This window comes from Pseudovibrio sp. Ad46, assembly GCF_001623065.1.
In the GTDB taxonomy this organism is placed as follows: Bacteria; Pseudomonadota; Alphaproteobacteria; order Rhizobiales; family Stappiaceae; genus Pseudovibrio.
Map to the genome: position 1 here is coordinate 196,865 of NZ_LMCG01000005.1, position 23,690 is coordinate 220,554.

Here is a 23,690-nt window from a genome sequence, read left to right on the forward strand (position 1 = left end):
GTGTGCTAGGCTTTAAGAGTGAAGCCAGTCTGCTCTGCAATCTGGTTAAGCGGCTTTTCAGGGCGCGCACCAACGTGGCTGATAACCTCACCAGCACAAAGGCAACCCAGCTCAGCACAATCGCTCAGGCTGAAATCACGCGCCAGACCAAACAGGAAGCCAGACGCAAACAGGTCTCCAGCGCCTGTCAGGTCACGCACACCGCCAATAATCGCGGAAGCTGGCACATGTACAGTTTCCTCGCGAGAAATCGCCATAGCGCCTTCTGAGCCCAATGTCAGAGCGGTCAGTGTGCAATCCTCGCGCACCATCGCAATCGCAGTTTCAATGTCGGAGGTCTGGTAGAGTGCTTTAAGCTCGTGCTCATTCGCAAACAGAATGTCAACTTTGTCTTCCTGGATCAATTCAAGGAATTCATCGCGGAAACGATCAACGCAGAAGCTGTCTGACAACGAAAGCGATACCAGCTGCCCTGCTTCATGGGCAATTCTGGAAGCTTCAAGAAACGCATTTTTCGCTGCCTCTTCGTCCCAGAGATAACCTTCCATATAAGTGATAGCAGAATTGGCAACCACGTCGCGGTCGATATCAAACGCAGTCAGCTTGGTCGCTGCACCCAGATAGGTGTTCATGGTCCGCTCACCGTCCGGGGTGATCAGGATCATGGAGCGGCCAGACGCGAGATCATCACGCAGCGGGCCTGTGTTGAAGTGCGCGCCAATGCTGTTCATGTCATGGCGATAAACGTCTCCAACTTCATCAGCTGCGACCTTGCCGATAAAGGCAGGCGCACCGCCAAGCGAAGCGATACCAGCAGCAGTATTGCCTGCACTGCCACCGGAGATGCGCGTTGTTTGACCCATCAGATCATAAAGGCGCAGCGCTTCGTCTGTATCGACCAGGCGCATGGAGCCCTTTACCAAAGACTGCTCAACGAGAAAGCTATCTTCTACATGAGAGAAGACGTCAGTGATTGCATTGCCGATGCACAATGCATCAAACTTGAATTCAGACATGTAAAGTCCTTGTAACTAGCCCGGATCACAAGCGCCCGGAACGATACATAGGTGACTCACCGTTGGAGCAAGGCCTACAACTGTTATTTCCCTGGTGTAGGACGCAAAGCACGGTTAGCCTCAGGTTCCCGAATTTTTTCGCGGAACGGGCTAGCGTTGTACACCCCAAGAATATTCAGTTCAGTCGAATAAAACGCCAGCTCCTCAAGTGCAAGGGCTACGTTGGGTTCTTCTGGGTGTCCTTCAATATCTGCGTAAAACATGGACGCGAAAAACTGACCTTCAAGCTGATAGGATTCCAGCTTCGTCATGTTGACGTTGTTGGTCGCGAAACCGCCTAACCCTTTGTAAAGAGCAGCAGAAACGTTTCGAACACGGAAAATGAAGGTCGTGATGATCGGCTGGCCAGTGTTCGCAGTCTGCTTTTTCTCGCGGGAGAGGATCACGAAACGGGTCGTGTTATGGGCAGCGTCTTCACAATCACGTGCGAGGATATCCAGACCATAAACATCAGCCGCAAGCTCTGGAGCAAAGGCTCCGATTGTTTTGTCGCCACCTTCAACAACCTGGCGTGCGGATCCAGCTGTGTCAGCGCCAATAATCGGCTTAAGGTTATGATCGCGAATGAAGTTTCGGCATTGTCCAAGCCCCATGATATGGCTTTGAACACTCTTCAGATCTTCCAGCTTGGTGCCTTTGATGCCCATCAGCTGAAACCGAATCGGCATGAAATATTCGCCGATGATGTGCAGATTGCTGCGAGGAAGCAGGTGGTGAATGTCCGCAACGCGTCCCGCAACCGAATTTTCGATCGGGATCATGCCAAGTTCTGCTTCTCCGGTCTCGATCGCGTGGAAGCAGTCTTCAAAAGTCGCGCAAGGGATAGCTTGGTACTCTGGGTAAACGGCGTTGCACGCCATATGGGAGTTAGCTCCCACTTCTCCTTGAAACACGACTTTGCGCTGATCTGACATCATTATACTCACGGCAATTTAGAAACCTGATACATTTGAGGCTTCGCCAACAGTCGCGAAAAAGCCCCTCGCACAAATTGCCCTAGATGTGAGGGATTGCAAACCTTAATAATACTCAGAGGCGAAACTTAAGGTGAAAAGACCTCAAGAATGAACGCGTTTACGGTCCTGTTGGGTGCTCTGCAATGAAATCCCCAGATCTAAAAGCGCTCTGGTGTGATATTTTGTCGCATTCTCTTGAGTTCAGGTAAATTGGTTGTTCTGCGCCTTCACTGCAATCTGAATTGGCCTGAGCGGGATATCCTCGAATAAATCAGTAGTTTATAGCCATTTTAAACTGCTGACCGGCGAGAGTTGTTGTGTTCCTTGGTTTTTTGAGCTCTCAAACATCAACCTGTGGTCCACATCACTGCAAAAGACCTAGGAAAAACACTAATTAAATTATGGACAAGTGCCCGAAAATAACTGTAGTTTCCCAGCAAAATACACATATCGAGTTAGGTGCCGTGCCTGCTGCATGAAGGCTAGCCTAACCAAATATTCGGAGCGTGTGAGCTATGAATTCGTTTGAACTGAACAAAATTGCCGGCGCAATTCTGTTCGCCTTGGTTGTATTCATGGGCCTGAATGTTTTGACGGAAGTCATCTTTGCGCCTCATGGAAACGAGAAACGCGGTTTTGAGATTGAAGTCGCTGGTGCCGACAACGGCGCAGGTGATGAAGCTGCGGAAGAAGTCAAGGTCGTCTCAATTGAAGAGCTGCTCACCACTGCTTCTGCGGATGCTGGTGCGAAACAAGCTAAAAAATGTGCAGCTTGTCACACCTTCGATCAGGGTGGAAAAAACAAAGTTGGCCCGGGCCTCTGGGGTGTTGTAGGTCGCGCACCTGCATCTCATGATGGCTTCTCTTATTCCTCAGCGATGCAGGAATTTGCGGCAAACAATCCTGAGTGGTCCTTTGAGCAGCTCAACGAGTTCATCAAAGCACCTAAGAAACATGTTTCTGGTACATCCATGGGCTACGCTGGTCTGAAGAAAGACAAGCCACGTGCTGACCTGATCGCTTACCTGCGTTCACTTTCAGACAACCCAGTACCGATCAATTAATATTGAATTGATATCCCTCCCACATATGTGAGGGTAGAATTGTTAAAGAGCCGGGATTTGATCCCGGCTTTTTTATTGTCTGAATTTGCGTGAATGCTAACCTTTTCCTCGTTTCTTCCAGTTAAATTTTTGTCATCTTGGCAAAAGACGTTGTAGCGGAAGTGTTTTCAGCCGTAATCTTAGTTTAAGTTTGGCTGAAAGCTGCAAGAAAAGTTCAATTTTCAGCGCGTGGTGTTTTTTCTACGCTAGAACTACTGATTGTATTTATGGAGGAATGCTGTGCGTACCAGACTATATAGCTCACTGACAGGTTTGGCGCTTGCCATTGCAAGCCTGACATCCTCCGCAGCAATTGCTGAAACCAGTGAGCCTGAATGGCGGTATGCAGACTCCCTCATCAGTGCTCCTCAGATGCCGGAAGGTTTCGCGCACTTCCCCTATGTCAATCCAGATGCTCCCAAAGGGGGTAGGGTGCGCCTCTCGGCAACCGGCACCTTTGACAGTTTGAACCTTGTGGCATCAAAGGGCATTCGTGCAGGCGGGCTGGGCCTCATCTACGATACCCTGATGACCCCATCAATGAGCGAGTCCTCGACTGAATATGGCTTGATCGCTGATGCGATGAAGTATCCCGAAGACTTTGCGTGGGTGGTCTATCGCTTACGCCCTGATGCACGCTGGCACGATGGCAAGCCAATCACCACAGAAGATGTGGGATGGTCATTCGATCAATGGACCACGCAAGATCCTTCCCGAAAATACTATTATCGTCATGTTACGGGCTACGACATTCTGAGCCCGACAGAGATCCGCTTCAACTTTGATAAACCGGGTAACAGAGAAGCCCCGCAAATCCTTGGTTCGCTCTACATCATGCCAAAGCATTGGTGGAATGAGAAAGGTGCTTCTGGAAATGTGCGTGACATTTCCAGAAGCACCTTGGAAGTGCCTCTCGGCTCTGGTCCGTACCGCATCGGAGAAGTCGTACCTGGGCGTTCAATCTCATTTGAGCGCGTTGACGACTATTGGGGGCAAGATCTGAATGTAAATGTTGGTTCCAACAACTTCGACACAATCGCCTACGATTACTACCGCGACGAAACCGTGCAGCTTGAAGCCTTTAAGGCTGACCGTTTTGACTGGCGCACGGAAACCACGGCAAAGAACTGGGCAACCGCCTACGATATTCCTGCTGTTAAAGCCAACCATGTCGTGCTGGAAAAATTCCCGCAGACGTATCGTGGTAGTGGCTTGATGCTGGGCTTCATTCTCAACACCCGCAAAGAGAAGTTTCAGGATCGCCGCGTGCGCCGGGCACTGAACTATGCCTTGAATTTCCAGGAAATGAACCGCACGATCTTCTTTGATCAATACAGCCGTTTCACCAGCTACTTCGACGGAACAAAGCTCGCATCTGCAGGCTTGCCAGAAGGGCGTGAGCTGGAAATTCTGAAGTCTTTGAAATCACCAGTGCCAGAAGCCGTCTTTACAGAGCCCTACGAGAACCCGGTATCCGAAGATTCCCGTCAGGAGCGTGCCAACCTGAGAAAGGCAATCGGCCTTCTTAAAGACGCTGGCTACGTGCAAAAGCAAGGTAAGCTCGTCAACAAAGAGACTGGCGAACCATTTACAATCGAATATCTGATGAATGGTGGCCGCTTTGAGCGCGTTGCTCTTCGTTATCAGGCCTCGCTGAAGAAGCTTGGTATTGACCTGCAGCTGCGCGTCGTCGACAGCTCGCAATATGTCAACCGCGTCCGTAGCCGTGATTTCGGTATGATTTACACCGGCTGGGCGCAGTCTCTTTCTCCAGGCAATGAGCAGAGAGAGTATTGGGGCTCAAATGCAGCGGACAGCGAAGCCTCTCAAAACTATGCAGGTATCAAAAACCCAGCCATCGACGAGCTGATTGATATCATCATCAACTCTGATGATCGTGACGAACTGGTTGCAGCAACCAAGGCTTTGGACCGTATCCTGATGTGGGAGCAATACGTTGTTCCAGGTTGGACATCTCCATTCAGCCGCGTTGCGCGGTGGGATCGTTTCGCACACCCAAAACAGCTTCCTGAATTCTCCATAGGTTTCCCAACCGTTTGGTGGTGGGACGAAGAAAAAGCCAAGAAGATAGAGGAGGCCAATTGATGACGCTTAGCCAAATCAGTAGACGTAGCTTCCTGCACTTCAGCGCGGCCACTGCAGCAGCCTTTCTGGTGCCCGGTGGAGCCCTGCCGGTTCAGGCGGGAACCTTAAGCCACGGCCTCTCTGTCTTTGGTGATCTGAAGTACCCAAAGGATTTCACGGCGTTTGACTACGTCAATCCCGAAGCTCCGGTTGGTGGCAAAATCGCCATGACTGCGCCGAGCTGGGGCTACAATCAGAACCCGCAGACCTTCAACACGTTCAACACCTTCATCCTCAAAGGAGATGCCCCACCGCGTATGGAGCTCTGTTTTGATAGCCTGATGGTGCGTGCCTATGATGAGCCGGATGCCGTATATGGTCTGGTGGCCGAAAGCGCTCTGGTCTCTGAAGACGGCAACTTCGTCACCTTCAAAATTAGGCCAGAAGCCCGGTTCCACGATGGGTCGATGCTCAATGCAGAAGATGTTGCCTTCAGTCTGAACCTTCTGAAGGAAAAGGGGCACCCGATTATCAGCCAGTCCATCAAGGAAATGGTTTCTGCAACCGCTCCGGATGAACACACTGTCACGGTCGCTTTTTCAGGTAATCACAGCAGGCAACTTCCCTTATTGATAGCAACTCTCCCTATCCTCTCAAAAGCGTACTACACCCGCTACAACTTCGAGGCGTCAACGCTGACACCGCCGTTGTCCTCGGGGCCATATATGGTCGGACGCTATGAGATTGGCCGGTATATTGAGTACAAAAAGGTAGAGAATTACTGGGCAAAAGACCTGCCAGTAACCAATGGCCACCACAATTTCGAGATCATTCGCCTCGACTTCTTCCGCGATCGACAAGCAACATTTGAAGCCTTCAAGAAAGGCCGTTTGACGTTCCACGAAGAGTTCTCGTCAAAGACCTGGGCGACAGAATACAACTTCCCTGCATTGACAGAGGGACGTGTTGCCAAGAAGGAGTTTGCCATCCGCCTCCCATCAGGGGCGCAAGGCTGGTTCCTCAACACGCGAAAAGAAAAGTTCTCCAATCCCAAGGTCCGTGAAGCGCTCGGTTATGCTTTCGACTTTGAGTGGTCAAATTCTGCGCTGTTTTATGATCTGTACACCCGAACCCAGTCGTTCTTCGAAAACTCGGAGATGAAGGCTGTTGGTCTGCCAAGCGATGCCGAACTGGCCCTGCTTGAGCCCTACAAGAAAAACCTGCCAGATGGGGTCTTTGGCGAAGCGATCACGCAACCGGTTTCCAATGGTTCAGGCCAGGATCGCAAACTCCTCAGAGAAGCCTCGCTTCTGCTCAAGGAGGCAGGCTACTACAGACGCGGTGAGCAGTTGATCGGGCCTGACGGAAAGCAGCTGCAAATGGAGTTCCTTTCCAACTCGCCTGCTTTCGAACGAATTGTGCTTCCATATGTCAAGAATCTCAGACTGTTAGGCATTGAAGCAAGCTTCCGCGTCGTTGATCCGGCACAGTTCCAGAAGCGTGTTGATGATTTCGATTATGACATTGTCGGGCACCGTTTTTCTCTGACACCAACACTTGGGCCGAGCATCCGTAACTTCTGGACATCGGCTTCTGCGGAAACCTTCGGATCTTACAATCTCTCGGGCATCAAGGTGCCTGCTGTCGACGATTTGGTGGATAAGGCGCTGAATGCATCCTCGCGTGAGGAAATGATAACCGCTGCTAGAGCATTGGATAGAGTTCTGCGCGCAGGCTATTACTGGGTGCCGCAGTGGTTCAAAGCCTTCCACACAGTAGCTGTCTGGGACATGTTCGGCATTCCGAATGATATGCCGGCATATGCCTTCCCCGTAGAAGCGACGTGGTGGGTGGATTCAGAAAAAGCCGCTCGCATCGGCAAGGAAAATTAGGGACAAAAGAAGCCCATGGGCGCCTATATTCTGCGTAGATTGCTTTTGATGATCCCGACCCTTATCGGCATCATGGCAATCAACTTTATCATTATTCAGTTCGCACCAGGCGGACCGATTGAGCAAGTTATCGCTCAATTGCAAGGGGATAGTGTATCCGCAACCAGCCGCATTTCGGGTGGTGGAAGTGATTTTGGAAGTTCTGCCGCAGCCAATCAGGGCGGCGGAGACAGTGCAGGATCGAAATATCGAGGAGCACAGGGCCTTGATCCGGAGTTCATCAAGGAACTCGAGGTCCAGTTTGGCTTCGATAAACCTCCTCTGGAGCGTTTCGGGCGCTTGATCTTGGACTACGCGACCTTCAATTTCGGCGAAAGCTATTTCCGTGACATTGCTGTTGTTGACCTGATCGTCGAAAAGCTACCGGTATCGATCTCACTGGGCCTATGGATGACGCTCATCTCCTATGGCATTTCGATTCCCCTCGGCATTCGCAAAGCAGTAAAGGACGGCACCTCGTTTGATGTCTGGACCTCCAGCATCATCATTGTTGGCTATGCAATCCCGGGCTTCCTGTTTGCAATCATGCTGATTGTTCTCTTTGCCGGTGGCTCCTTCTGGGACTTCTTCCCACTCCGAGGTCTCACCTCAGAGGGCTGGAGCGATATGTCATGGCCACAACGGATTCTCGACTACTTCTGGCATCTGGTCTTGCCATTGACTGCGATGGCGCTCTCCGCCTTTGCAACAACAACGCTTTTGACGAAGAACTCTTTCCTCGATGAAATCCGAAAGCAGTACGTTCAGACTGCCCGCGCCAAAGGCCTGACAGAGCGTCAGGTGCTTTACGGTCATGTTTTCCGCAATGCGATGCTTATCGTTGTCGCTGGCTTTCCGGGTGCGTTCATCTCGGCGTTCTTTGCAGGCTCGCTCCTCATTGAGACGATCTTCTCGTTGGATGGCCTTGGCCTGTTGGGTTTTGAATCGGCGCTCAACCGCGACTATGCAGTTATGTTCGCCACGCTTTATATTTTCTCGTTGATGGGTTTGATTGTGAATCTGGTTTCAGACCTCACCTACACCTGGATTGATCCCCGGATCGATTTCGAAAGCCGGGAGGTGTAACGAGCAATGGACACACAACTCGAAAAACGCCTTCAGGATCAGGGCTACGAAACAATCAATCCGCTGCCAGAGCAGACGCAACCGCCTGAAAAGCGGCAAAAGCTGTCACCGCTCAATCAGCGTCGCCTGCAAAACTTCAAAGCCAACAAGCGTGGATACTGGTCCCTTTGGATTTTCCTCGTCCTGTTTGTGCTCGCCCTGGGCGCAGAATTCATCACCAACGACCGCCCAATCCTGGTTTCCTATAAGGGCGAGCTGCTCATGCCGGTCTTTACGGACTACCCGGAGGAAAAGTTCGGCGGTTTCCTTGCAACAACGGATTATCGTGATCCATTCATTCAGGAAGAGATCGACGCCAACGGCTGGATTCTCTGGCCTCCGATCCGCTATTCATACCAGACGGTCAACAACGAAATCCCGGTCCCGGCACCAGCTCCTCCAAGCTGGATGATGGATAAGGAGCTGCGCTGCGAGCGTTATGCTGAGGGTGTAAACGATCCAAACTGTACAATTGGCAACTGGAACTGGCTCGGCACAGACGATCAGGGCCGTGATGTCCTCGCCCGCCTTGTCTACGGATTCCGCATCTCGGTACTCTTCGGTCTGGCGCTAACACTGGCATCCTCCGTCATCGGCATTGGCGCTGGTGCTGTGCAGGGCTTCTACGGCGGTTGGGTTGACCTTGGCTTCCAGCGCTTCATTGAAATCTGGACGGCAATGCCGACGCTCTACCTCATTTTGATCATCTCGTCGGTGCTGACGCCGGGGTTCTGGATCCTGTTCTCAATCCTGCTCGCCTTCTCGTGGGTGGCCTTGGTCGGTGTGGTTCGGGCGGAGTTCCTGAGAGGCAGGAACTTCGAATACATCTCCGCTGCGCGAGCGTTGGGCGTTTCCAATGGCACGATCATGCGGCGCCATCTGCTGCCAAACGCGATGGTCGCAACGCTTACATTCATGCCGTTCATCCTGAATGGGTCCATCTCCACGCTGACAGCGCTGGACTTCCTCGGCTTCGGCTTGCCTCCGGGCTCCGCATCGCTGGGTGAGCTGCTCAAGCAGGGTAAGAACAACCTTCAAGCGCCGTGGCTTGGCATGACAGGCTTCTTCGTCCTGTCGATTATGCTCAGCCTGCTGATCTTCATCGGTGAAGCGGTTCGCGATGCCTTTGATCCACGTAAAACGATGAACTGAAGAAGGGAGGATCGCATATGACTGATAATCAAACGCTCCTCTCTGTTGAGGACCTTTCCATCGCCTTCCAGCAAGGCGAAAAGGAAAATCTCGCCGTTGACCAGATCTCTTTCGACATCAAGGAAGGCGAGACCGTCGCACTTGTGGGCGAAAGTGGCTCGGGCAAATCTGTTTCAGCACTGTCTGTGCTCAAGCTTTTGCCCTATCCGGCTGCAAGCCATCCAACTGGCAAGATCGTCTATCAGGGCGAAGACCTGATAGCAGCGACCGAAGGTGAAATGCGCTGTGTGCGTGGCAACAAGATCTCTATGATCTTTCAGGAGCCTATGAGCTCACTGAACCCGCTACACACCATCGAACAGCAGATCGCGGAGATCCTGAAGATCCACCGTGGCCTCGGTGAGACGAATGCCCGAAAGCGCGTACTGGAACTTTTGGATCAGGTCGGTATTCCAAATCCGGAAGAACGTCTGAAGTCCTATCCGCACCAGCTCTCCGGTGGTCAGCGCCAACGTGTCATGATCGCCATGGCATTGGCAAACGAGCCGGACCTGCTGATTGCGGATGAACCGACAACAGCACTTGATGTCACGGTTCAGGCGCAAATCCTGCAGCTGCTGAAAGACCTGCAGAAGAGCACAGGCATGGCCATGCTCTTCATCACGCACGATCTCGGCATTGTTCGCCGGATCTCTGATCGTGTTTGTGTGATGACACAGGGCAAAATTGTCGAACACGGCGATACCGAAGATATCTTCGAAAGCCCTCAACACGAATACACCCAGCATCTGCTGGCGGCAGAACCTAAAGGGCATCCACCTGCCGGCGATACCAGTCAGCCAATTGTCATGGAAGCCAAAGACCTCAAGGTCTGGTTTCCCGTCAAACGTGGCTTTCTGCGTAAAACAGTCAGCCACATCAAAGCAGTTGATGGCATTGATGTGACCGTTCGCGCTGGGCAGACGCTAGGCATTGTAGGCGAAAGTGGATCTGGGAAGACCACGCTGGGTCTTGCGATCCTGCGTATGATCTCCTCAAACGGTCAGATCAGCTTCAATGGCTCTGATATTCAGGAACACTCGTGGAAGCAGATGCGTCCGCTGCGCCGGGATATGCAAATCGTGTTTCAGGATCCATTCGGCTCCCTGTCGCCGCGTATGTCAGTCTCGGAGATTGTTGGCGAAGGCCTCAAGATCCACATGCCCAACCTCACGGCCAAAGAACGGGAAGCCAAGGTTGCAGGTGCGCTGGAAGAAGTGGGGCTGGATGCAGCTACGAGGTTCCGTTATCCGCATGAATTCTCAGGTGGACAGCGACAGCGTATCTCGATTGCGCGGGCAATGGTGCTTGAGCCAAAGTTTGTGATGCTGGATGAACCAACGTCAGCATTGGATATGAGCGTTCAGGCACAGGTCGTCGACTTGCTTCGCGATCTGCAAAAGGCTCATGGCCTGGCGTATCTGTTCATCTCGCACGACCTCAAGGTCGTCCGCGCACTCGCCAATGATGTGGTCGTTATGCAGCATGGCAAGGTGATGGAAGCAGGGACGTCAGACGAGGTCTTTGACAATCCGCAGACCGAGTACACCAAGGCCCTGATGGCTGCTGCATTCCGTCTGGAAGCAATTGAGGGCGTCATCAGCTCTTGATGTGCTGCTGCTCTGCTCAATGAGCAATAAGAACTTACCCATGGCCGAACATTCGGCCATGGTCATAGCAAATCTACGGTGGAAGTAAGGGAACTAGGTTCCGACAACAACATCCTTGCCGACTTTTAGCGTAACCTTACCACTCGCTTCCATCAGCTGGATTGGCGTCCGCTTTGCAGCTTCCTTCAGTGCTTTTGTGAAGCCACCGTCCCCTTTTAAAGATTCAGCCTTGAAGTTCTTAATTTTGGAATCGTTGTTCACTTCATCCAAAAATTTGCCTTCCGCGCGTTTCTTCTTTTGGTTCAGCTCTTTCATGAAAGCATCCTCGGTCTTTTCGTCAACCTTGGCTTTCTTCAGGCTTGCTTTGATTTTGCTGGTTTCTTTGTAAACCTGATCGATATCATCAAACTTCATAAGCACGGCCATCAGGATCTCCCTTTTGTTGTTTCTTTTGGATCAACGACCAGTATCACGCTAGGGACACTACTTGTGCATTCTTACCATAGGGTAACAAAAGGAAGTGGAGGTTGAAGCATTCAAGGCAAAGCGCTTGTGCATCGTGCGGAGAACTTACATCCAGCGCCGGACGCGTGCTTTGTAGGCAAGGTACTCTTGACCAAAATTCTCTTCCAGAAGGTCTTCTTCAGGTTTGATCTGGAACAGGGTGATATAGACAGCAAAACCCAGAGCAACTGGAATAGCAAACAGGTTTCCCTGAAAGATGGCCCATCCCAACAGGATGAACTGCAAACCCAGATACATCGGATTACGTGTTTTGGAGTAAATTCCGTCAGAAACAATAGCACTCGCATTTTCAGGGTGTGTAGGGCTTGTTGTTGTCCGCGCTCTGCGGAACTCAGAGAGCCCGGTCACTCCAAAATAACTGCCAGCTCCGATGCCAATCACAAGAAATGCTGTCCCTGCACCATGCAGATTGATATCTCCGGGAAGCAGTGTTGCAACCATCCAGATGATAATTGCAAAGCTAAAGAAGACAGCCACAGGCGGGAACCTGAGTTTTAAATTTTCCATTGTGTTCCAGTAGTTTGTTGTTCCAGAAATGCAGGAAGCCTATCAGTTCTCTGAGAGTGCCAGCTTAACACCAAGCGCACCAAACGTAGCTGCAAAACCTCGTTTGAGCCAAGCCATAACTTTTGGGCGGTTGATCACATAATCGCGGGCCAGCGACGCCATTGCGCCGTACCCGATGAAAACAACAAATGTAAGTGCCATAAAAACAAAGGCATGGAAGAGTAGAGCAGATGTTGCATTTTCACTGTCAGGAGAAACGAACTGAGGGAGGAAAGCGAGGAAAAACAGAGACAGCTTTGGGTTCAGCACATTAAGCAGAATACCGTCGAGTGCAGTGCGATAAAGAGTTCTCTCGCGCTTCTCTCCACTCACTTCCAGCGCACCACCACTGCGCAGGATGCTCCATGACATGTAAAGCAGATAAGCAACACCAAGATACTTCAGGATCTGATAAGCGAGGGCGCTGCTATGAAAGATCGCTGCCACCCCAATAATGCTTGCCAAAGCTGCTGGAACAATCCCGAGCGTACAACCAAACGCAGCAGCAACACTTGGCTTAAGCCCTTTCCCAAGCCCGATAGCAATCGTGTAAAGCACACCTGGTCCGGGCAGCAGGACAACAATGAAGGACGTTAGAAGATACTCAAGTGTCATGGAAGAGCTCACAAATTGATGGCAGGACGATAGAAGCTCTAGTCTATCTGATCACTCAGGCGTGTCCAATGAACATAATCGAGCTATGTGTGAGTTGGAATTTAAATGTAACTTGCATTTAAGAAATCTAGAGTTGCATATAATAACGATGATGAGATTTTATCTGGTGTGAGCTTTTATGCGTCTTCTGAAAAATAAACTTGCATTAATGGTTTCAGCTCTTCTGTGGGGCGGAAACTTTGCTTTGCCACAGCAGGCTTTAGCGGAAGCTACAGTTGTTAATCAACAGTCATGCTCGCTAGAGTGCATGAAATCAGTACTCTTTAGTTTTGATGTAGATATGCGAGCTGCACGGACCTTAGATATTACTGGGTTTTATGGCAATGCAAATAAGTCTTTCGAAAAAATCGTTCATGAGGCAGGGCCAAACGGGCACCCTATTGCAGCAGCCCGAATTTCGTATAGCTATATAAAGGCTCTAGGCCGTCCAGCAAATATTGCAAATGCTGAGACTTATGCGCGAATTGCTTTTGAGAGCGGGCTCAATATGCTTGCTGAAGCGGGTGTTGCTGAAGCTCTCTACTATCGCGGTTTGCTGAGACAGCATGGTGTTGGGGGACATCAGGAGCTCGATTTAGCATTAGCTGACTTTAAGAGGTCACTTGCAGCTGGAGAGCCACTTGCAAGCATCGCAATGGTAGATCACCCGGCCCTTGACAAGGATATACGCCAACAGTTTCAAATTTTGGAGAGAAGTGCTGCGGATGGCTTCTTACCAGGCGTCGCGCGATACACTGCGCTCGTACTGGAAATTGATGCGAATTTAAGACTTGCAGAAGATCCTGATAATGAAGTTGTTTTTTTCAAAACAAAGCAAGGTATCAAATCGATTGTAGGAGATAAGCGGCCTCCAGTAGTTTGGAAGAATGAGCAGTTTTCTTCACTAATGGGCGATTGGGATAGACGTTATGAAACGGTTCTCGAACAAACACGTGTGACTGCTCTTGATTTCTATCCTAGCTTGGCACTACTGCACTTCTTTGCTCTCGCTGGTGAAGAAATCGACATCACAGATGAAAAATATTATGAAAAGCTTGAAGAAGTACAATTGGATGGTTTCAATGTTGCAGAGTTTGTAAAGCTGTCCGTTGCGGCACAAATCATGCTGGAAACTGGCAATGAAACATATGGGCAAAAGATTTTCGAGTACCTTTTAGATCAGGAGAGTATCTCTCACCCGCGAGCCTTAATTGTACAAGGAGAATTTCTCACTAAATTGGGGCAATATGATAGAGCGTTGCAAAATTTTGAGACGGCTGCATCTTACGGTTACGTTGATGCTCTCTATTATTTAGGGCTGTTGTTCAAAGAGAATTGGCACGGCATGCGAATCCGAGATGATAGAGGATACAAGAAGCTCACTAAATCTGAGCAGATGGAAGTGTTTTATCGAAATCAGAGTGAAGGAGCAATGAAAGCTATCTCTAACTTTGAGAAAGCAGCAAATGCAGGAGACCCACGTTCTGCCCTTCAATTAGTTTTCATTTACACAAGTCGCGAGTACGATATTAGAGACAAAGAAAAAGCACGATATTGGGCAGAAAAGCTGAACGAGCTAGACTATTATAAAACCTATTCATCGATGGCCTTGAGCGTGGCTCGCTAAGTTTCTTTGCTTGATATGGGTTGTTTCTTAGAGGATTATACTCCTCTAAGAAACATGAGTTGCGTCAGTCCAGCTCGTGGTCTTTGCCAGCAATGGCTGCTGCAAAGTCTTTTGCTGAGAATGGCTCAAGGTCTTCTACGCCTTCACCAACGCCGATGAAGTGCACTGGCAGGCCGTATTTACGGGCAATCGCCACCAGAATACCGCCACGTGCTGTGCCGTCCAGCTTGGTCATTACAAGACCAGTTACACCAGCAACCTTGCTGAAAATCTCCACCTGAGAAAGAGCATTCTGGCCTGTGGTCGCATCAAGGGTTAGCAAAGTGGTATGCGGTGCATCAGGAACACGCTTTCGGATCACACGAATGATCTTCTCAAGCTCATCCATCAGTTCAGCTTTGTTCTGCAAGCGGCCAGCGGTATCAATCAACAGCACATCAGTATCGTTGCTGAGAGCGGCATCAACGGCATCGTATGCAAGGCCAGCAGCATCTGCGCCAGTATCGCGCGCCACAACTTCAGCACCAGTGCGCTCACCCCAAATTTTCAGCTGCTCAACAGCTGCAGCGCGGAACGTGTCGCCCGCTGCGAGCATCACTTTCTTACCCTGCTCATGCAGCAGAGATGACAGCTTACCGATTGTGGTGGTTTTGCCTGTACCGTTTACGCCAACCATCAAGACGATGTGTGGTTTATGACCGCTTTCAAGGTCCAGCGGTTTAGCAACAGGGTCAAGGACGCTTTCAATTTCTTCAGCAAGGATACTGCGGACTTCCTCGCCTGAAATTTCCTTATCATAGCGACCATCAGATACACGGTCGGTAATCGCAATCGCTGTATCAATGCCAAGGTCTGCTTGAATCAGAATATCTTCCAGCTCTTCAAGAGTATCTGCATCCAGCTTGCGCTTGGTGAAGATCGAGCTGATGCCCTCAGATAAGGCATTAGAAGAACGGGAGAGCCCAGCTTTAAGACGCTGGAACCAGCTCGTTTTTACTGGAACATCTTCTCCAGTTTCCTCAGTTCCCGGAGTTTTTCCAGCTTCTTCAGCCTCTCGGCTCTCCTCGACCGCTCCAGTTTCCTCGTCTCCTCCGGATCCTCCGCTTTCCCGAACACTTTCAGAGCTTCCTGCTTCTTCAGGTCCTTCCGCTGTTCCTGATGCTTCAGTGATCTCATCTGTGAGAACGGGTTGTCCATCGGCTGTATCCTCAGCAACGGGCCCAGCATCATCGCTGACCTTTGGGGAAAGTATATCTTGCTCAGGCTCAACGTCTGCTGAATTTTCCTCACGCAGATCGTCATTATCCAGGTAGGCGGTCTCTTCGAGGGCTTTGGTTTCTGCCTCATCCAAATCATGAGGCTTATCAGAAACTTTCTCTTCAGTCGCAGGTTCCGACTCAGGTGTGAGCTCTGGATTTTCCAGATCAAGAGTTTCATCTGCGATTGCTTCAGCCGTTTCTTCAAGGCCTTTAACAGGGTCAAGCGGAACGGATTGAACGCCTTCTAAAGACTCACGCAGCTCTGCACTGTCAGGAGCTTTTTCCTCCTGCAGGCTCTGCGTTTCTTCTGAGGAACCGCCAAACAGACGACTGAAAAAACTGCGCTTCTTTTCGCTCATGCTGGAAAGATACCTTTGAAATGTAAAAGCTTAAGCTGCTTTGCCAAGTGGCTCTGCAATTAGATGTCTTTCGGTATGCCCTGTAATGCGTGCGGAGACAAGGCTTCCGGCAACATCCGCATCCAGTTCAACCTGAGTAAATTGCTCGGTGCGACCAAGTCCCTCACGCTCAATCAGGATCTCACGCTTCTTGCCCACTTCAGCACGAAGGTGAGCCAGCAAAGCTTCCTGCCCCTTTTCACGAAGGCGTGCAGCGCGCTCTTTAATGATCTTGCGATCGAGCTGCGGCATACGGGCCGCTGGAGTGCCTGGGCGTGGGGAGAATGGGAACACATGCAGATGTGTCAGCCCACACTCATCAACGATGCGCAGAGTGTTCTCGAACATCTCATCGGTCTCAGTTGGGAAACCGGCAATAATGTCAGCGCCAAAGACAACATCAGGACGCATTTTACGCACGTCTTCGCAGAACTGGATCGTGTCTTCGCGGGAATGACGACGCTTCATGCGCTTCAGGATCATATTGTCGCCAGCCTGCAGGGAAAGGTGCAGATGCGACATCAGGCGATGATCATGCGCAATCACGTCCATAAGCTCCTCATCAGCTTCAATGCTGTCGATGGAGGACAGACGCAGGCGCTTAAGATCAGGCACCATCTTCAAAATCTTGGAACAGAGCGTGCCAAGCTTCGGCGTTCCCGGCAGATCAGCGCCGTAGGACGTAATATCAACGCCAGTCAGAACAATCTCGCCATATCCGTTGTCAACAAGGCGTTTGATCTGGTCAATCACCACTCCCATCGGCACAGAGCGTGAGTTACCACGGCCATAAGGGATGATGCAGAAGGTGCAGCGATGGTCACAGCCGTTCTGAACCTGAACAAACGCACGAGAGCGTCCTTCCAGTCCATCAATCAGGTGACCTGCAGTCTCGCGCACGCTCATAATGTCGTTGACGCGCACCTTCTCGGTTTCTTCAATGCCAAACTGAGCGACACGGCCATAAGAGGCGCGCTCCAGCTTTTCAGAGTTACCAAGAACCAGATCCACTTCGCCCATCTCGGCAAAGGTTTCAGATTCTGTCTGCGCCGCACAGCCAGTCACGATAATACGCGCATCCGGATTTTCGCGGCGGGTTTTGCGAATGGTCTGTCGTGCTTGACGGACAGCTTCGTTGGTCACGGCACATGTGTTGATCAGCACGGCATCCTTAAGGCCTGCGGCCTCTGCTTCGCGCTTCATCACTTCCGACTCATAAGCGTTCAGTCGGCAGCCAAATGTCACAACATCAATGCTCACTGCGTAGGCTCCATTGCCGCGTCCCCCGAAGCGGTCTTTGTGTAGGTGAGGGTGTCGAGATTGAGCTCGCCCTCGAATTCAATTGCGGTTTCACCGGTCATCATGATGTGGTCGTTGTCCTCACGCCACTCAATACCCAGCGGTCCTCCCGGCAGATGGACAGTGCACTTACGTCCTGTCCGTCCAGTTCTGGCAGCAGAAACACCCACTGCGCAGGCCCCGGTGCCACAAGCTTTTGTCAAGCCAGCACCGCGTTCCCAGACTTTCATGCGGATCTCGTTTTCGCCAATGATCTGAGCAAGAGAGATATTCGCCTTTTCAGGGAATATTGGGTGACACTCAAGCAGTGGCCCAAAGCGCCCAAGGTCGTAGGCTTCAATATCATCCACCCAGAAAATGGCGTGCGGATTGCCAACATTCACCACACTGGGTGAATGCAGAACCGGTGCATCAATTGGTCCGATCTGAAGCTCAATGGCACGCGTGTCCGCAAACTCTTCCGCAAGCGGGATCTGGTCCCACTCAAAACGCGGAACACCCATATCAACGCTCACCAAAGTCTGACTGCCAGATGCATGCGCAATCAGCAAACCAGCGTTGGTCTGAATAGGAACGCTTGGAGTGCCTGCTTCACCCATTAGCAGACGGCCAATGCAGCGTGTTGCGTTACCGCAAGCATCTACTTCGCTGCCATCGCGATTGTGAATGCGCATAAAGGCATAAGCATCAGAACTTGCAGGCTCGACCGTAATCATCTGGTCAAAACCAATACCCTTTTCGCGGTCTCCGATAGCTGCAATTTGCGCCGGAGTTAAGACAACCTTCTTTGCGCGGCCATCAAACACCACGAAATCATTGCCTAAACCGTTCATTTTCAAAAAGGGAACCAGCGTATCCGTCATGAGCTTGCTTCCATTCATGCGTAATCCGTCAAGAAGGCACTATATGGATTAAATTACTTTAGATTACTAGGGAAAATGCAGGGAAAAACCTTGTCTGAGACGATTGTGAGGCCAGCTTTAAAGCCTCCCTAATCGAATTCTCTGGTTTTGCACTAATCCGCACAGACTTCCATTACATCTCCAGGCGCCATTTCCTTCAGGATTTCACGCATCACTTCTGGATAAACCGCAACGCATCCCTCTGTCGGTAAAAAGCCTTCTCGTGCCACGTGAAAGAAGATTGCGCTGCCTTCGCCTTTGACCGCCGGATACATATTGCAATCCAGCACGACAACAATGTCGTAAAGCCGGTCATCTCGCCACATCTTCTCATGGCTGGGCTCAAACGGCAGATCGACGGGGCGGTTATAAAGAGTATCCTGAGGAGAATCACACCATCCATCGCTCTGGGACAAGGGCGAAACTGGCAAATACGTGACTGGACAAGAGCTGCGATCCGAGCGGTAATACACATTCAGCAGTTCAAAACGCCCAATCGGAGTTGCACCGTCACCTTCGCGCTTTGTGTGCGTCAAACCAGATCGTCCAAGTGCACACGCAAATGTTACTGCGCCTAGTGTCAGTGTTCCTGAGTGAGGCTCATCACCTGTATGCCGCACAAATAGGGTCTTCTGGGTCTTCTTAAGTAGCTTTGCGGGGGGAGTGGGTACTGCGAGAGGAAGCATCTATGAACCTGTTGTCCTGCGGAAAACACCGGGAGAAACACTCCCAAATAAAGCGGGGGTCACTTACGCGTGAAGTAGATTTTACGAAAAACTTTGAGAATTACCACGTTTTTGCTCGCCTTTTTTTCGGCAACCCTTCATGTATTTATGTGAGATAAGTTTTAGGGCTAGCACCAAAGATTGGTGATTGGGTGAGAATATGACTGCACGTAAAATTCTGCTTGTAGATGACGATAACGATCTGCGTGAAGCGCTCGTTGAGCAGCTGTCGCTTTATGATGAATTTGAAACCACTCAAGCTGACAGTGCTGCGACTGGCATCAAAAAAGCAAAAGAAGATCACTTCGACCTGGTTCTTATGGACGTTGGTCTGCCGGACATTGATGGCCGTGAAGCTGTGAAGTTGCTGCGTAAAGCAGGCTTTGGCGCTCCAGTCATCATGCTCACCGGTCATGATACAGACAGTGACACAATCCTTGGTTTGGAAGCTGGCGCAAACGACTACGTCACCAAGCCATTCAAGTTCGCTGTTCTGCTTGCTCGCATTCGTGCGCATCTGCGTCAGCATGAACAGAGCGAAGATGCTGTGTTCACCATTGGCCGTTATTCCTTCCAGCCTGCTGCAAAGTCCATGCAGGACGATAATGGTGGGAAGGTTCGTCTGACCGAAAAAGAAACTTCTATCCTGAAGTTCCTCTACCGTGCAGGTGAAAAGCCAGTGACACGCGACGTGCTACTGCATGAGGTTTGGGGCTACAACTCCGGCGTTACCACACACACGCTGGAAACTCATATTTACCGTCTGCGTCAGAAAATTGAGCGTGACCCGTCCAATGCGGAGCTGCTCGTGACAGAAGCTGGTGGATATAAGCTTGTGCCTTGAGGCATAAGCAGCTAATCCAAGAACTATGAGTCTAGCCCGCGACATCGAAATCTTAAGACGCGTTCCTCTCCTCTCGCAATTTTCAGAGGACCAGTTGCGCCTGCTCGCATTCAGTGCGGAAACCATGCAGGTGTCTAAAGGTGGAACAATTTTTAATGAGGGTGAGCGGGCAGACGGTGGCATCGTGCTGACAATCGGCAAGGTGCAGCTGGAAACCGGTATGGGGCGCGACGCGCGTCCCAGAGGCACCTACGGCCCCGGTACTCTGTTCGGCGAAAACGCGCTGATGGCTGAGGGCAAACGTCCGGCTCGCGCTGTCGCACTTGAAAATTGCGAATTGATCCGCGTCCGCCGTGCACTCTTCTCCCGCATGCTACAGGAATTTCCTGAAACTGCGCAAAAGCTTTATGTCGATAAAGCTAACCAGTTTACGACAGCTGCTGCCGCTTTGGCGCGGGTTGGTCGCAAGCTGGACGAAGTGGACGCTCTCAATGAGCGCCATAAACAAGAAGTTGCTGCTAAGCGCAGTTAAGCCAGCAGCCCTTTAAAGCGGCTTCTGCACGCGGCTCTCTTTAAAATCATAGATAATCGAGCTTTCGATCTTGGTGATATAGGCCCGCTTTGTGAACTTTTCAAAGGCGAGGCTTTTCAGGTGATCGATATCGCGAACACGCAGATGGGCGACGATATCGTATGCTCCACTGATGAGCGTGACAGATTTTACTTCCGGTAGCCCAACGACCTCCTGCATGAATTCCTCCACCAGCAGCGCCTCGTGTCTGTCCAGCTGAATGAAGAACATGGCCTCAAAGCCCACTCCATAGGCTTTCGGGTCCACGACGGCATGGCTACTCTGTAAAATACCACTGTCTTTCAAACGCTTAATACGCTCATGGCAAGCCGATGGGCTCAGGTTAACCTCTGCAGCCACCTGTTTATTGGGAAGCAGTGCATTGTTCTGCAAAATTTCCAATATAACGAAGTCTGTTCGGTCGAGATGGTGAGAAGTGGTCATTTTTCGGAATCAATTCGATATTCGGAGGGTATGCGCCGCAGTATATTCGGAGAAAATTTGGAATAAAACCTCTCATAAGAAAATACTCTCAATGGCAGCGAATACCCTTCTCTTTTTGATCACCATCCTAAGTCTGATTATCGTGCCCGGCCCGGATATGCTGTATGTCACCAGCAGGGCACTTGCGAGCGGAAAACCCGCTGCCCTCAAAGCATCTCTCGGAATTTCAGCTGGCTATCTCGTGTTCACCGTTTTGGTTGCTGCGGGCTTTCAGTCTCTCTTCCTGGCGGAACCAAGGCTGTTTCAGGCAATCCGCTGGGTAGGTCTGGCCTACCTTATGTACCTGGCCTATCGCCTCTTCTTCGCAAGCGGCATGTGGACTTCAGAAGATGAGCAACAAGCACCAGCAGATACCAATGATCTGAAGTTCGGCTTCCTCACCAGTTTGCTGAACCCAAAGGGAATGCTCTTCTATTTCTCCCTGCTGCCGCAGTTCTATGTGCCGGAGGTTATGCCTTTCTGGCTCTACGCGCTGGTTTTCGGCATGGTGGCAAGCTTGCTCTGTCTGATTGTCTATTACGGCGTTGGCAGCCTCGTTTCTGGTCCTGCCCGCGTGTGGCTGGCAAACAGCAACAACGGCAAACGCGTCTCCATGCTCGCCAGCCTTTGTGTTTTTGCTGTCGGCATCTCTATGGTCGTTGCCGATATAGCGTAAACACATCTGCACGATCTTTTGAAAAGCGCATTGTAAATCAAGCCGTCAGCTTGTGATATGACTGCATGTCGCCTTCATGCAGTCATAGTTTGCCGCTTTGACTGAGCCAACCAACGTCTCACTCAAAGAGGAAATTGCTTCCATGCTAAACACCGTCAGTAAAGTACTCGCAGGAGCCGTCGTGGCTACACTGCTCACTCTGGGTGGGCCAAATTCTTCTGCGCTTGCTCAAAATTATTCAGAGCAAGACGTTTTTGCTGCAGTAGAGGCGAATGACATGAAGGCATTAGACCAAATCGCAAAGGCCGGAGCGTCACTGGATGCCCGTGACAGCTCTGGTGATACAGCGGTCATCGTTGCAGCCAGACGTGGAGACCTTGAGCTGGTCGAACACTTGGTCAAACTCGGTGCCAACATCAATCTGATGGATGCCAAAAAGCGTGATGTGCTGAACATCGCGATCACCACGAGTAACCCTGAACTGGCACGGTTGGCTCTGGACTTAGGGATCGACCCTTCCATGGTGACATCTGTCTATGAAGGCTCTGCACTCATCTACGGCAGCCATCAGGGGGCTGTCGAGATTGTTTCCATGCTGATTGATGCTGGCGCACCGCTTGATCATGTCAACAATCTGGGCTGGACTGCCCTTCTTGAGGCCACCATTCTTGGCGACGGCAGCGAACCTTATCAGACGATCGTCAAGAAACTCGTTGATGCCGGAGCTGACAAAACCATCGCCGACCGCAACGGTGCCCTCCCAATCGACCACGCCCGCAACAAAGGCCACACAGCAATCGTACAGCTCTTGGAAGACTAGGCTGCTTAAGCTGACAGAGATTGGTGAGGAAACAAGGCTCTTTAGCTTTAAGCCTCTTTAAGCAGCTTTTCCCAGTTGGACCAAGCTTTGGAAGCTGGGTCCTCACTAATCAACCGCAAGATCAGCCCTTCAAATCGCTTTCTGCTAGAATACCCAAGAGTTGAAAGAGGGGATCGAGTGAGCTTTTGGCCTGTGCGCTTATGGAAGAATTCCAGAAAGTTGTCATTAGCTTCAATGCGCTGAGCCAACTCAGGCAATGGAATGCCGGTAGCCTTCTCTATCGCGAGCCTAAAGTCCTCAATTGCTTCTTGCGAATGATCGAGGTGACTAAGTGCAATGCCGCGTTCTAAGTACAACATCGCAAGTTTCTTTTCTTCAGATGCGATGAGGGTGTTCAAGAAACCTGTTGTGATGGAAATGCTGCAGGCGCGGACTTTTCTCTCTTCATCAATACCAGGCTTCTGACAAGTTCCGGCAAAAATGCTGGCAGTGAAACCTAGAATCCAGATTGGAAGGAATAAGGCTGCGAAACTCCAAATAAATGTCGCCTTGAACGAGAAGCTCTTGCCAGCGTCTTTATTCATTCAGATCTCCAAGGATTGCACCGTGCGGAGTCCATATAACAAGGGCGCCACAAGGGCGCCCTGAAAAATTTGCTTTATACCAACTTGGTTAGTGCCAAGGATGGCTCAGTCCTAGTTTGTCTTCGTAGCTGTCGATGTGGTCGGTCTTTTGAAAAGTCTGACCAATGTCGTCAAGGCCGTTCAGCAGGCAATGCTTGCGGTGTGGGTCCAGATCAAACTTGATTGAGCCACCATCCGGGCCGCGCACTTCCTGTTCTTCCAGATCAACAGTCAGTGTCGCGTTTGCACCGCGGGACGCATCATCCATAAGCTTGTCGAGATCTTCCTGGCTCACCACGATCGGCAGAATACCGTTTTTAAAGCAGTTGTTGTAGAAGATGTCAGCAAAGCTGGTGGAGATCACACAGCGAATGCCGTAATCCAGCAGAGCCCAGGGCGCGTGCTCACGGGAAGAGCCGCAGCCGAAGTTGTCACCAGCAACAAGGATCTGAGCATTCTCGTAGCTTGGCTTGTTCAGCACAAACTCTTCGTTCCTGGAACCGTCGTCGTTGGTCCGCATCTCATGGAAAAGTGCAGTGCCAAGGCCTGAACGCTTGATGGTTTTCAGAAACTGCTTCGGGATGATCATATCGGTGTCGATGTTGACCAGTGGCAGCGGCGCAGCAACGCCTGTCAGTGTACTAAACTTTTCCATGGACGA

Annotated in this window: 23 protein-coding genes; 11 read left to right on the forward strand and 12 right to left on the reverse strand. The window is 50.8% G+C overall.

The annotated features are described in order from the left end of the window. Window positions 1-5 precede the first annotated feature (5 nt). Together PsAD46_RS02440 and PsAD46_RS02445 are read right to left on the reverse strand one after the other, a co-directional pair. Window positions 6-1,016 (reverse strand): adenosine kinase, encoded by a 1,011-nt coding sequence (locus PsAD46_RS02440; protein ID WP_063306058.1) that lies wholly within the window; start codon window positions 1,014-1,016, stop codon window positions 6-8. A gap of 83 nt (window positions 1,017-1,099) precedes the next feature. Then, window positions 1,100-1,990 carry a prephenate dehydratase gene (locus PsAD46_RS02445; protein ID WP_063306188.1) on the reverse strand — a complete coding sequence of 297 codons (891 nt, stop codon included), beginning with the start codon at window positions 1,988-1,990 and terminating at the stop codon, window positions 1,100-1,102. 557 nt (window positions 1,991-2,547) lie between these two features. Here PsAD46_RS02445 and PsAD46_RS02450 point away from each other — a divergent pair. The 6 genes from PsAD46_RS02450 (at window position 2,548) to PsAD46_RS02475 (ending at window position 11,077) form a co-directional block, all read left to right on the forward strand. Beyond that, the gene (locus PsAD46_RS02450) at window positions 2,548-3,096 is read left to right on the forward strand and encodes a cytochrome c family protein (protein WP_063294296.1); all 549 of its coding nucleotides are present in this window, start codon (window positions 2,548-2,550) and stop codon (window positions 3,094-3,096) included. A gap of 279 nt (window positions 3,097-3,375) precedes the next feature. Beyond that, complete coding sequence (locus tag PsAD46_RS02455; protein WP_063306059.1) at window positions 3,376-5,241, forward strand: extracellular solute-binding protein; 1,866 nt, start codon at window positions 3,376-3,378, stop codon at window positions 5,239-5,241. Next, entirely contained in the window at window positions 5,241-7,112 is a 1,872-nt protein-coding gene (locus PsAD46_RS02460; RefSeq protein WP_063306060.1) for an ABC transporter substrate-binding protein, read from the forward strand. Before PsAD46_RS02455 ends, PsAD46_RS02460 begins: the two co-directional genes overlap by 1 nt. Window positions 7,113-7,127: 15 nt before the next feature. Then, window positions 7,128-8,237: a microcin C ABC transporter permease YejB gene (locus PsAD46_RS02465; protein WP_063306061.1), complete on the forward strand. Its 1,110-nt coding sequence runs from the start codon at window positions 7,128-7,130 to the stop codon at window positions 8,235-8,237. Between the two features lie 6 nt (window positions 8,238-8,243). Then, complete coding sequence (locus PsAD46_RS02470) at window positions 8,244-9,428, forward strand: ABC transporter permease (protein ID WP_063286362.1); 1,185 nt, start codon at window positions 8,244-8,246, stop codon at window positions 9,426-9,428. A gap of 17 nt (window positions 9,429-9,445) precedes the next feature. Further along, on the forward strand, window positions 9,446-11,077 hold the full coding sequence (locus tag PsAD46_RS02475) for an ABC transporter ATP-binding protein (protein WP_063306062.1): 1,632 nt from the start codon (window positions 9,446-9,448) through the stop codon (window positions 11,075-11,077). A gap of 93 nt (window positions 11,078-11,170) precedes the next feature. On the opposite strand, the gene PsAD46_RS02480 is transcribed toward PsAD46_RS02475, so the two are convergent. From PsAD46_RS02480 to PsAD46_RS02490, 3 genes are all read right to left on the reverse strand, one after another. Further along, entirely contained in the window at window positions 11,171-11,503 is a 333-nt protein-coding gene (locus PsAD46_RS02480; RefSeq protein WP_057463051.1) for a hypothetical protein, read from the reverse strand. Between the two features lie 144 nt (window positions 11,504-11,647). After that, window positions 11,648-12,109: an isoprenylcysteine carboxylmethyltransferase family protein gene (locus PsAD46_RS02485; RefSeq protein ID WP_063306063.1), complete on the reverse strand. Its 462-nt coding sequence runs from the start codon at window positions 12,107-12,109 to the stop codon at window positions 11,648-11,650. Between the two features lie 42 nt (window positions 12,110-12,151). Beyond that, entirely contained in the window at window positions 12,152-12,763 is a 612-nt protein-coding gene (locus PsAD46_RS02490) for a LysE family translocator (RefSeq protein WP_063294290.1), read from the reverse strand. Between the two features lie 178 nt (window positions 12,764-12,941). Between PsAD46_RS02490 and PsAD46_RS02495 the strand changes: the two genes are divergently transcribed. Beyond that, the gene (locus tag PsAD46_RS02495; protein ID WP_063294289.1) at window positions 12,942-14,429 is read left to right on the forward strand and encodes a hypothetical protein; all 1,488 of its coding nucleotides are present in this window, start codon (window positions 12,942-12,944) and stop codon (window positions 14,427-14,429) included. Between the two features lie 64 nt (window positions 14,430-14,493). Here PsAD46_RS02495 and ftsY read toward each other — a convergent pair whose 3' ends face one another. The 4 genes from ftsY to PsAD46_RS02515 all read right to left on the reverse strand — a co-directional run bounded on the left by ftsY (window position 14,494) and on the right by PsAD46_RS02515 (window position 18,907). Then, window positions 14,494-16,047: a signal recognition particle-docking protein FtsY gene (gene ftsY, locus PsAD46_RS02500; protein ID WP_063306064.1), complete on the reverse strand. Its 1,554-nt coding sequence runs from the start codon at window positions 16,045-16,047 to the stop codon at window positions 14,494-14,496. A gap of 30 nt (window positions 16,048-16,077) precedes the next feature. After that, on the reverse strand, window positions 16,078-17,346 hold the full coding sequence (gene mtaB / locus PsAD46_RS02505) for a tRNA (N(6)-L-threonylcarbamoyladenosine(37)-C(2))-methylthiotransferase MtaB (RefSeq protein WP_063306065.1): 1,269 nt from the start codon (window positions 17,344-17,346) through the stop codon (window positions 16,078-16,080). After that, window positions 17,343-18,248: a diaminopimelate epimerase gene (dapF, locus tag PsAD46_RS02510; protein WP_063306066.1), complete on the reverse strand. Its 906-nt coding sequence runs from the start codon at window positions 18,246-18,248 to the stop codon at window positions 17,343-17,345. The genes mtaB and dapF overlap by 4 nt, the downstream gene beginning before the upstream one ends. A gap of 152 nt (window positions 18,249-18,400) precedes the next feature. Further along, window positions 18,401-18,907, reverse strand: a complete 507-nt coding sequence (locus PsAD46_RS02515; RefSeq protein WP_244273168.1) for a L,D-transpeptidase family protein — start codon at window positions 18,905-18,907, stop codon at window positions 18,401-18,403. Window positions 18,908-19,172: 265 nt separating this feature from the next. On the opposite strand from PsAD46_RS02515, the gene PsAD46_RS02520 reads away from it, so the two are divergent. Further along, entirely contained in the window at window positions 19,173-19,856 is a 684-nt protein-coding gene (locus PsAD46_RS02520) for a response regulator transcription factor (protein ID WP_063286368.1), read from the forward strand. 94 nt (window positions 19,857-19,950) lie between these two features. Continuing rightward, window positions 19,951-20,388 (forward strand): cyclic nucleotide-binding domain-containing protein, encoded by a 438-nt coding sequence (locus PsAD46_RS02525; RefSeq protein WP_208980539.1) that lies wholly within the window; start codon window positions 19,951-19,953, stop codon window positions 20,386-20,388. A gap of 12 nt (window positions 20,389-20,400) precedes the next feature. On the opposite strand, the gene PsAD46_RS27535 is transcribed toward PsAD46_RS02525, so the two are convergent. Beyond that, a complete protein-coding gene (locus PsAD46_RS27535; protein WP_084404311.1) occupies window positions 20,401-20,871 on the reverse strand; it encodes an Lrp/AsnC family transcriptional regulator in 471 nt (156 codons plus the stop codon). A gap of 91 nt (window positions 20,872-20,962) precedes the next feature. On the opposite strand from PsAD46_RS27535, the gene PsAD46_RS02535 reads away from it, so the two are divergent. Together PsAD46_RS02535 and PsAD46_RS02540 are read left to right on the forward strand one after the other, a co-directional pair. Next, window positions 20,963-21,586 (forward strand): LysE family translocator, encoded by a 624-nt coding sequence (locus tag PsAD46_RS02535; protein ID WP_057463043.1) that lies wholly within the window; start codon window positions 20,963-20,965, stop codon window positions 21,584-21,586. A 142-nt stretch (window positions 21,587-21,728) separates the two neighbouring features. Beyond that, window positions 21,729-22,406 (forward strand): ankyrin repeat domain-containing protein, encoded by a 678-nt coding sequence (locus tag PsAD46_RS02540; protein ID WP_063294285.1) that lies wholly within the window; start codon window positions 21,729-21,731, stop codon window positions 22,404-22,406. A 47-nt stretch (window positions 22,407-22,453) separates the two neighbouring features. On the opposite strand, the gene PsAD46_RS02545 is transcribed toward PsAD46_RS02540, so the two are convergent. Together PsAD46_RS02545 and leuD are read right to left on the reverse strand one after the other, a co-directional pair. Continuing rightward, window positions 22,454-22,990, reverse strand: a complete 537-nt coding sequence (locus PsAD46_RS02545) for a hypothetical protein (RefSeq protein ID WP_208981631.1) — start codon at window positions 22,988-22,990, stop codon at window positions 22,454-22,456. An 88-nt stretch (window positions 22,991-23,078) separates the two neighbouring features. After that, entirely contained in the window at window positions 23,079-23,684 is a 606-nt protein-coding gene (gene leuD, locus PsAD46_RS02550; RefSeq protein ID WP_057463042.1) for a 3-isopropylmalate dehydratase small subunit, read from the reverse strand. Window positions 23,685-23,690: the final 6 nt, after the last annotated feature.